Annotated in this window: 8 protein-coding genes; 5 read left to right on the top strand and 3 right to left on the bottom strand. The window is 67.5% G+C overall.

The features are described 5' to 3' along the window. Positions 1-262: 262 nt before the first annotated feature. On the bottom strand, positions 263-1,708 hold the full coding sequence (locus DBV14_RS32425; protein ID WP_124466142.1) for a nicotinate phosphoribosyltransferase: 1,446 nt from the start codon (positions 1,706-1,708) through the stop codon (positions 263-265). A 67-nt stretch (positions 1,709-1,775) separates the two neighbouring features. Then, positions 1,776-2,849, bottom strand: a complete 1,074-nt coding sequence (locus tag DBV14_RS32420) for a bifunctional nicotinamide-nucleotide adenylyltransferase/Nudix hydroxylase (protein ID WP_124466139.1) — start codon at positions 2,847-2,849, stop codon at positions 1,776-1,778. A 188-nt stretch (positions 2,850-3,037) separates the two neighbouring features. On the opposite strand from DBV14_RS32420, the gene DBV14_RS32415 reads away from it, so the two are divergent. The 5 genes from DBV14_RS32415 to DBV14_RS32395 all read left to right on the top strand — a co-directional run bounded on the left by DBV14_RS32415 (position 3,038) and on the right by DBV14_RS32395 (position 7,715). Continuing rightward, positions 3,038-3,883, top strand: coding sequence for a pseudouridine synthase (locus DBV14_RS32415; protein WP_124466136.1), 846 nt, complete (start codon positions 3,038-3,040; stop codon positions 3,881-3,883). A 13-nt stretch (positions 3,884-3,896) separates the two neighbouring features. Next, positions 3,897-5,024, top strand: coding sequence for a winged helix DNA-binding domain-containing protein (locus DBV14_RS32410; protein ID WP_124466133.1), 1,128 nt, complete (start codon positions 3,897-3,899; stop codon positions 5,022-5,024). Between the two features lie 140 nt (positions 5,025-5,164). Further along, positions 5,165-5,821, top strand: coding sequence for a response regulator transcription factor (locus DBV14_RS32405; protein WP_124466130.1), 657 nt, complete (start codon positions 5,165-5,167; stop codon positions 5,819-5,821). Further along, positions 5,818-7,203, top strand: a complete 1,386-nt coding sequence (locus tag DBV14_RS32400; RefSeq protein ID WP_124466127.1) for a HAMP domain-containing sensor histidine kinase — start codon at positions 5,818-5,820, stop codon at positions 7,201-7,203. The genes DBV14_RS32405 and DBV14_RS32400 overlap by 4 nt, the downstream gene beginning before the upstream one ends. Before the next feature lie 173 nt (positions 7,204-7,376). Beyond that, a complete protein-coding gene (locus tag DBV14_RS32395) occupies positions 7,377-7,715 on the top strand; it encodes a hypothetical protein (protein WP_124466125.1) in 339 nt (112 codons plus the stop codon). Positions 7,716-7,797: 82 nt separating this feature from the next. Here the strand turns inward: DBV14_RS32395 and aqpZ are convergent, their stop codons facing one another. Further along, complete coding sequence (aqpZ, locus tag DBV14_RS32390; RefSeq protein ID WP_124466122.1) at positions 7,798-8,505, bottom strand: aquaporin Z; 708 nt, start codon at positions 8,503-8,505, stop codon at positions 7,798-7,800. Positions 8,506-8,733: the final 228 nt, after the last annotated feature.

Genomic DNA, 8,733 nt, shown 5'->3' with positions numbered 1-8,733 from the left:
CGCTTCGCTCCTCCTTTATTTCGCTGCGCAGAGCACACCATCGACGTGAGCGGCTCAGAGCGGTCGTTGATCGAGCGACACAAGCGCAGCGCCCTCGTACGAATGGCATCGGGTGCTCCCCGCAGCGAAATAAAGGAGGAGCGAAGCGGGGGACATTCGCGGAGGGGAGTACCCGGTGTCAGTCGCACGCGCCCCGAATGCCCCCGAACCCGCTCCCGCTCCCAAACAGCAGCGCCAAGAACAAGCGCCGACGTACAAAAACTCAGAGCGGCGCCCGCGAAGTAACGAACTGGTTCACGCCCACAGCCGCACGCTCACGGATCGCATCGAAGGTCGTAGTGGCAACAATGCGGCCGTTCTCGAACACCGTCTGCAGCATGTCCACCTGCCCATCGGCCATCGCTTCCTCACGCACACTGCTCACCGTGCCGCTCGCATCGCGTACCAGTGCCAGCCGCCCCTTCTTCGACGCCTTGCTCACATCGCCCACCGGCGACTTGTACACATCGCGCCATTCGCCGTTCACCTGCATCGCCGAGCACTTCATCGCCCACTGCATCGTGTCCCGGTTCACTTGTTGCAGTAAACCACCGCCCATGCCGAACGAGATGTTCTCCGTCGAAAACCCGTTGTGGAAAAAGTTCGACAGGCACAGCCGCAACGAGTCGAGGTTCACGCCATCGCCCTGGATGATGCGCACGTTGTTCAACACCCGAAAGCCCTTCGAATTCGTCGTCGTCCCGAAGCGGTCCGCCAGTATCTGCGCCACCTTCAGCGTCGTCTCGGCCGGGTCGCCCGAGTCGGGCCGCACCACCAGCGTTGCGCCCGAAGCCACCACCTTCGCCTTCAGCTCCTCGCCCCATATGCGCGCGCAGGCATTGAAGATGTCGTAGCTGTCGCTCACCACCGCGAAGGTCGCGCCGGGCTTGCCGAACTGGTCGACCATGTTGCTGTAGGCGTCCGACTCGTGGTCGCGGCCCCAGCCCGTGATGGTGCTGTGCTCCGCCGCGGGAATCGAGAAGCCCGCCACGTCGCAGTCGTAGTACCGCCGTGCGGCCACCAGCGCGGCCAGCGTGTCCGTGCCCATGAAATTCACCAGGTGGGCCATGCCACCGAGTGCCGCCGACTCGAGGCTCGACACACCCCGCGCGCCGAAGTCGTGCAGCCGAAAAGCGATCTGCCCTTGCGGGTCGTCGCAGGTCGCTTCCAGGTAGCGCAGCAGCGTGGTGCGTGCAGCCGCCGACAGCGTGGCCACCGTGGTCGGGTACCAGATGGCGCGCAGCAATTCGGTTTCGAGAAAGCTCGTCACCCAGAAGAACTCGGGGTCGGTGTTCTCGATGGTGGCCAGCACGTTGTGCACCGGCAGCACGCTGCCTTCGGGCACGGCGCGGATGCGCACCGGCATCAGGCCGCCGTGCTTTTCGATCAGCCGCAGCCAGCCTTCGCGGTTGAAGGGCTCGCCGTGCACCGCCATCAGCGCGGCGGCTTCATCGACATCGGCCAGCGTGACCGGCGTCTGCAGGTACTCGCGCAGGTACGCCTGCAGGCCGAAGAACAGCGAGTGGCTGAAAAGGCCGCCGCGCGATTCGATGTAGCTGTGAACGGTCTGCGTGCCGGGCGGGTACTGCATCCAGTGCGACACCTTGTAGGAGTCGGTGCGAAGCAGCAGGTTGTTGCCCAGGGGCGAAGAGGTGAGGTTGCGGTTCATGTGAAAGCTCCTTTCACGTTGGCCCCGTCAACCGGGGCCGTTTTGCTGACAAAGAAAGCCTGGTCGTTCAGTTCTTGCCCAGGCCACCCAGAAAATGATTCGCGATGAAGAAGTGGTCTTCGTAGATGCGGTCCTGCATGTCCAGGAATTCCGCAATCGGCACCCAGCGCACCTCGGCCGCATCGTCGTCGGCGCGCACGTCCGACAGGCCGGTCCACTGGTTGTGCGCCAGCTCGAAGAAAAAGCCGTGCGTGATCGTGCGGCCGCGCTGCGAGCGGTCGGGCGCATCGAACACGTGGCTGGCCTTCATGCTGCCATTCAGCACGGGCACGGGCACCTTGAGCCGGGTCTCTTCCTTCAGCTCGCGGATGGCCGCGTCCTGCAGGCGCTCGTGCTGGCCGACAAAACCGCCGGGCAGTGCCCAGGTGCCCTTGCCGGGATGGAACTTGCGCTGCACCAGCAGGATGTGGCCGGCCTCGACCACGATGGCATCGACCGTGGTGTAGATGGGCGGAAAGTCGCTGCCCGCATAGCGGTACTTGTCGCGGTAGTCGACCAGGAAGGCGCGCTCTTCGCACAGCTCGGCGTAGTCGGCGGTGCCGGTGAACCTGTCCAGAAAGGCGGCGGTGCCGTCGGGCAGGTCGGCCGGTGCCAGCTGGCCGCGGTTCTCGGGGTCGAAGTAGAGGCTGCGCACGTCGGTGGCGTTGAGGCTCTCCACGTTCTGGTGGCCCACGAACTCCCAGTGCGGGAACAGCTTGAGGTAGTAGCTCGACGCGTCCTTCAGGTGGCCCACCAGCGCAACCTTGGTCTGCGCGGGCACCTGGCCGTCCTGCTGGATCAGCCGCTCGACGGCCGACTGGATCGATGCGATCCAGATCTGGTCGTTGTAGGGCGAGTCGCCCACGCCGACGACGCTCACGCGCATCTGCTGCTCGGTGCCGCGCAAACAGGCGCGCACCATGCGTTCGCGTTCGTCAAAAGTGAAGGGGTTCTTGACGCTCCGGGGCTTGCGGTCGGAGCCGACCACCACGATGACCCGATCGGCGGCGCGAAGGCCTTCTTCGATGAGTCTCTGGTGACCGAAATGAACGGGCTGGAAACGCCCGATGACGATGGCGTACGGGTACTTGCGTGTGCTCACTTGGGAATCCCCCAAAAAGGGCGCAATCAACTTGCGCTTGCGTTCAGGATAGCGCGGCCTCGCATTTCGATCAAGCCTTGCGGGCGGCGACAACCGGGCCTGGCCGATAATCGGACATGCCTGCGTCTCCTCCCTCCAACGGTCCGCCCCGTCGCGCTTCCGCCCCTGCGCCGACCGAAAACCGCCCCGTGTTTCGACGCGCGGCACCGCCTCCCGTGGCCCCCGGCGGCCCCGTGCGCCTGAACAAGCGCATGGCCGAACTCAACATGTGTTCGCGCCGCGAAGCCGACGAGTGGATCGCCAACGGCTGGGTCAAGGTGAACGGCCAGCCGGCCGAGATGGGCGTGAAGGTCACGCCGTCCGATCGCATCCAGGTCGACAAGGCCGCCACCGGGCAGCAGGCGAACCAGGTCACCATCCTCATCAACAAGCCCATCGGCTACGTGAGCGCGCAAGCCGAAGACGGCCACGAGCCGGCGGTCACGCTGTTCACGCCGCAGAACCGCTGGGTCGACGACAACGCGCGTTTCTTTTTCCACCCCAGCCAGTTGCGCGGCCTCGCGCCATGTGGCCGGCTCGACATCGATTCCATCGGCCTGCTGGTCATGACGCAAGACGGCCGCATCGCGCGCCAGCTGATCGGCGAAGACTCGGTGATGGAAAAGGAATACCTGGTGCGCGTGGCCTACCACGGCCTGGGCCAGCCCGCGCCCACCGGCCAGCTCATTCGCATGGACGATGACGATCCCGTCACGCAGAACGTGCAGGCGGTCTTTCCGCCGGCCATGCTGGCCCGGTTGCGCCATGGCCTGAGCCTCGACGGCCAGGCGCTCAAGCCGGCGCGGGTCGAGTGGCAGAACCCCGAGCAGCTGCGCTTCGTGCTCACCGAGGGCAAGAAGCGCCAGATTCGCCGCATGTGCGAGCTGGTCGGCCTGAAGGTGGTGGGCCTGAAGCGCGTGCGCATCGGCAAGGTGATGCTCGGCAACCTGCCGGTGGGCCAGTGGCGCTACCTCGGCCCGCACGAAAAATTCTGAGCCCCGCGCAGGCATGCCCTCGGCCACGCTGAGCCTGCGCGCGCTGAACCGCGCCACCCTGGCGCGGCAGATGCTGCTGGCGCGGCGCAAGGTGCCGGTCACGCAGGCCATCGAGCGGCTGGCCGGACTGCAGGCGCAGGCACCGAACCCGCCTTACATCGGCCTCTGGAGCCGGCTCGAAGGCTTCGGGCGCGAACAGCTGACCCAGGCCATGCACAAGCGCCGCATCGTGCGCATGTCGGCGATGCGCTCGACCCTGCACCTGATGACTGCAGACGATGCCCTGGCATGGCGTCCGCTGCTGGAGCCCGTGCACCAGCGCGGCCTGCTGGGCAATCACAAGCGGGCGCTCGACGGCATCGACCATGCCGCGGTGATCGCGGCCGGGCGAGCCTTGCTGGACGAGCGGCCCCGCACCCGCGCCGAGCTTGGGCAGGCATTGGCGGTGCGCTGGCCAGGGCGCGACGCTGAATCGCTGGCCGCGCTCATTCGCAACAACGTGCCGCTGGTGCACCTGCCGCCCGCCGGCTGCTGGAACTCGCACCAGAGCGCGCTGCTGCAGCCTATCGGGCAATGGCTCGGCGATGCCGCTGCCGACGTTGCTCCGGCCACGCAGGACGACCTGCTGCTGCGCTACCTTGCCGCCTTCGGTCCCGCCACGCTGGCCGATGCCGGCGCGTGGTCGGGCCTCACGGGCTGGAAGGCCGTGGCCGAGCGCCTGCGGCCGCAACTGCGCGTGTTCATCGGCGAACAGGGCCAGGAACTGTTCGACCTGCCGCGCGCGCCGCGTCCCGACCCCGACACGTCGGCGCCGCCGCGCCTGGTGGCCGAGTGGGACAACCTGCTGCTCTCGCATGCCGACCGCAGCCGCGTGTTGAACGAGGCGCACCGCGCTCGCGTGTTCACCGTCAACGGCATCGTGCGCGGCACGGTGCTGCTCGACGGTTTCGTGGCCGGCGTGTGGAAGATCGAGCGCGCGAAGAACGCTGCTACCGCGGTGCTGGAGGCGTTCACGCGCTGGTCGAAGGCCGACAGGCTCGGCGTGCAGGAAGAGGCGATGCGGCTGCTGGCATTTGCCGCCGCTGATGAAGATGGCGACGACGGCGACCAGCGCGAGCGCCACGCCATCCGCATGGCCTGACCCTTGAACCGGTCGCTCGCCGCGCGTGCGGCGGCCAAGTCAGTCCCGCCTAATTCTTCGCCTATAGGCTGCGCCGTGGCGCATGGCCACTACCGATCATCCCGTTCGCGTGCTACCTTGCGGCCCAAGGAGTCGCTGCAATGCGCGTTCTGCTGGTGGAAGACGATGAAATGATCGGGCGCAGCCTGAAGCAGGCGCTCGAGGGCGCGGGCTGGTCCGCCGATTGGGTGCGCGATGGCGAGCTTGCGCAAAGCGCGCTGGGCGATGGCGGCTACACCTGCGTGCTGCTCGACCTGGGCCTGCCGAAGCAAGACGGCACCGAGGTGCTGCGCCGCGCCCGCGAACGCGGCGATGCCACGCCCGTGCTGGTGCTCACCGCGCGCGACGGCCTCGACGACCGCATCCACAGCCTCGACCTCGGCGCCGACGACTACCTGCTCAAGCCTTTTGAATTCCGCGAGCTGCTGGCGCGCATGCGCGCCGTCGTGCGCCGCCGCGATGGCGCGGCGCACTCGCTGGTCGGCAGCGGCGTGCTGCAGCTCGACCTGACGACGCGCGAGGTGGTGGTGAACGGCGAGCGCGAGGCGCTCACCGCGCGCGAGTTCGCGCTGCTGCATGCGCTGCTGGAGCGGCCCGGCGCCATCCTCTCGCGCGAGCAGCTCGAAAACCGCATCTACGGCTGGGGCGAGGAAGTGACCAGCAACGCCATCGACGTGCTGATCCACGGCATGCGCCGCAAGCTCGGCGCGGACTCGATCCGCAACGTGCGCGGCCTGGGCTGGCGCGTGGCCGCATGACCGGTGCCGAGCGCGGCCGTGGCCGGTGGTGGCGGCCGCGCTCGCTGCGCACGCAACTGCTGCTGTGGCTGATCACGCTGCACGTGTTCGCGGCTGTGCTCACGGCCTGGTTTTCTTTCCTGGCCTACGGCAACCTGGTGCACAACGCGCTGGACGACCAGATGCGGCTGGTGGCCGAGTCTTATGCGGGCGGCGACCAGATGAAGACGCCGCGCCAGATGGACGGCGAGACCGCCTTCTCGCGTGGTTCCTTCGTCGTGCAGATATGGAGCGCCGACGGCGCCACCTTGCGTGCGAGCTCGTGGTCTGCGTTGTCGGTGCCGCTGCAGCCGCATGCCGGTTTCAGCGACGTGAGCACGGGCGCGCATGCGCAATCGAACTGGCGTGTGTTCACGGCCGAGCCCGGCCCGCGCGCCGACCAGCCGCGCGTGCAGGTGCTGCAGAACGAAGACTACCGCCGCCGCCGTGCCCTGCGGCGGGCGCTGCTCGAAGGCCTGCCGATCGCGCTGCTGCTGCCGGTGGCGTTGCTGATCCTGTGGCTCATCGTGTCGGCGGCATCGCGCTCGCTGCGCGCGGTGGCGCGCGACGTGGCGTCGCAAGATGAACGCAGCCCCACGGAGCTGTCGCTGGCGCGCGTGCCCGACGAGATCGCGCCGCTGGTCGGTGCTTTCAACAACCTGCTGGCGCGCGTGCGCAGCGCCTTCGCCACGCAGCGCCGCTTCGTGCAGGACGCGGCGCACGAACTGCGCACGCCGATGGCCGCCATCGGCCTGCAGATCGAGAACCTGCGCGCGCACGTGCCGGCCGGCGAAGCGACCGAGCGCTTCAACCAGCTCGAAGCCGGTGTCACGCGCGCGCAGCACCTGATCGAGCAGCTGCTGCATCTCTCGCGGCAGGACGCGCCGGCGCAACGCAGTGCGGCCGGCGAGCGCGTCGACATCGAAGTGCTGCTGCGCGAGAGCGTGAGCCAGCTGATGGTGCTGGCCGATGCGCGGCGTGTCGACATCGGCTTCGAGGGCCGCACGGCGGCGGTGGTGGTGTTCGCGCCCGCGGCCGAGCTGCGCAGCGTGTTCGACAACCTGATCGACAACGCCTTGCGCTATGCGCCTGAAGGCGGCGTGGTCGACGTGCGGCTGCACACGGTCGATGGGCATGCGGTGGTCGATGTACTCGACAACGGCCCCGGCATTCCGCAGGCGGCGATGGGCCGCGTGTTCGATCGCTTCTTTCGCGTGCCCGGTGCGGCGGCGGGCGGCAGCGGGCTGGGCCTGGCCATTGCGCGCACGGCCGCCGAGCGGCATGGGTTGCGCATCGAGCTGCGCAATCGCGACGACGGGCCGGGGCTGATGGCGCGGGTGCATCTGCCCGTGCTGCCGGCGTAGCGCCCACGCCTGCTTCGCCGCTGCCGCGGCGGCGTCGTCATTCGCTCACGCGCCGCTAACTCTTTGCTCACCTTCATCTCAGTCTGGCTGCCTAGAGTGCATCCAGGTCCTGCCACGCGCAGTTCGCGCGATGGCACGAGGCCGGAGACAACCTGCCCTCAGGAGAACACACCATGCGCACTTCCTTCAAGCTTCTCGCCGTCGGTTCCTTCGCTGCATTCGCGGTGCTGGGCGCCGTCAATGCATCGGCCGAAACCACCGATGGCTCGGACTTCCATCCGCTGCAGATGAACTCGCCGGAAAACCCCGAGGTGCAAGCCGGCGCGATGGCCGCGGCCCGCCCGAGCGGCACGGAAGCGATCGGCCAGTCGACGGCCGCGCCCGCGATGAATTCGATGACGCCGGTGTCCGACATCCAGGCCGGTGCCTATGCGGCATCGCACCCGACCGGCACGGAAGCCATCGGGCAATCGACTGCACTGCCGATGGTGAAGTCGGGCAGCGGAAGCTGAGCAAGCCTCCGCTGCGGCTCAAGCTGGCAACAACAACGGGAAGAACAACAACGACGACGATGCGTCGGTCGCGTCCGTCGCGTCAGTCGTCGTTGCTGTTGCTGAGCAATGCGCGGTAGATCACCGCGCCGATGATCGCGCCGACGATGGGCGCAACCCAGAACAGCCACAGTTCCGACACCGCATAGGACGGCCCGAACAGGGCCGGGCCGGTGCTGCGTGCGGGGTTCACCGAGGTGTTGGTCACGGGGATCGAGATCAGGTGGATCAGCGTGAGGCACAAGCCGATCGACAGGCCCGCGAAGCCACCGGCCGCGCGCTTGGCGGTGGAGCCAAGAATCACGATCAGGAAGACGGCGGTCATGACGACCTCGCACAGCGCGGCGGCGTACAGGCTGTACTTGCCGGGCGAGTGTTCGCCATAGCCGTTGGTGGCGAAGCCGCCGATGTCGGCGCCGGGCTTGCCGGTGGCAATGAGATACAGAATGCCGGCCGCCGCAATGGCACCGAGAACCTGCGAGACGATGTAGCCCGCGAGCTGCGAAGCCTTGAAGCGGCCCGCGGCTGCAAGGCCGATGGACACGGCGGGATTGAAGTGGCCGCCAGAGATCGGACCGAGCGCATACGCGCCCGTGACGACGGTAAGGCCGAAGGCCAGCGAGACCCCGAGCAAGCCGATGCCGACACCCGGAAAGGCCGCGGCCAGGACGGCGCTTCCGCAGCCTCCGAGCGTGAGCCAGAAAGTACCAATGAACTCGGCTGACCACTTTTTGTAGGTACTGTGTTCCATAACGCTCCATCCTGAAGTTGAGAAAACGCGCATTGCCGAAGCGATGCGCGGGCGGATTCTAGGAACGGGAAGAGGGGGCGTCGAGCATGTCGTCGCGATGTTCGGAACCTGTTCACGAAGATTGCTGCTTTTGTGCGGTGCCGCAACTGGATTGCATGTGGTGCGGGGGCTGTTGTTCGGGAGCGGCTGCGGGTGCGGGGTCATTCATGGCTTGTGCGACTGACACCG

The sequence above is a fragment of the Variovorax sp. KBW07 genome (genome assembly GCF_003852515.1).
Taxonomy (GTDB): Bacteria; Pseudomonadota; Gammaproteobacteria; order Burkholderiales; family Burkholderiaceae_C; genus Variovorax.
Note: the sequence above shows the minus strand (reverse complement) of the source record. Positions and strands in the feature narration are given on the sequence as shown.